We start from the raw sequence: 453 nt of genomic DNA, 5'->3' as shown, positions 1-453 counted from the left end.
GCTCCGTGCCGAGCTGCGAGACCTGGTCGACCAGCGTCGCCTCCTGTGCCCGCAGGCTCGAGATCACCGCCGAACGCATCGCCTCCGAGGTTGCGTCCGCCGTGCCGCTCTGCCGGCGCATCTGGTCGACCTGCGCCTTCAGCGCCGCGGTGCGGCTCTGCGCCGCCGCAAGCTGCGTGTTGATCTCGGTCAGTTCCTGGTCGCTGACCAGGTTCCCTGCCGCCATCACCATGTTGTTGGCGGACTTATAGGCCTCGACGGCATTCTCGGCCTGCTGGACGCGTTTGCGCTGCTCGTCCAGCCGGGCGGTGATCGACTCGGAGGCGTCCCTGGCCATTTTCGCGCGCGCGCTCGCCTGATCGACCAGGTAGGCCTGCGCGATGGCGTTGGCCAGGAGGGCGGCCTTGTCGGCGCTCTTGGCGGTGACGATGACGTCGAGGACCAGGACCTTGT

General features: G+C 68.4%; 1 pseudogene. It reads right to left on the bottom strand.

Annotation, left to right across the window (positions count from 1 at the left end):
• Nucleotides 1-453, bottom strand: a pseudogene (locus EN984_RS37275) (lipopolysaccharide biosynthesis protein); the annotation flags it as partial.

This window comes from Mesorhizobium sp. M7A.F.Ca.CA.004.12.1.1, from assembly GCF_003997835.1.
In the GTDB taxonomy this organism is placed as follows: domain Bacteria; phylum Pseudomonadota; class Alphaproteobacteria; order Rhizobiales; family Rhizobiaceae; genus Mesorhizobium.
Note: the sequence above shows the minus strand (reverse complement) of the source record. Positions and strands in the feature narration are given on the sequence as shown.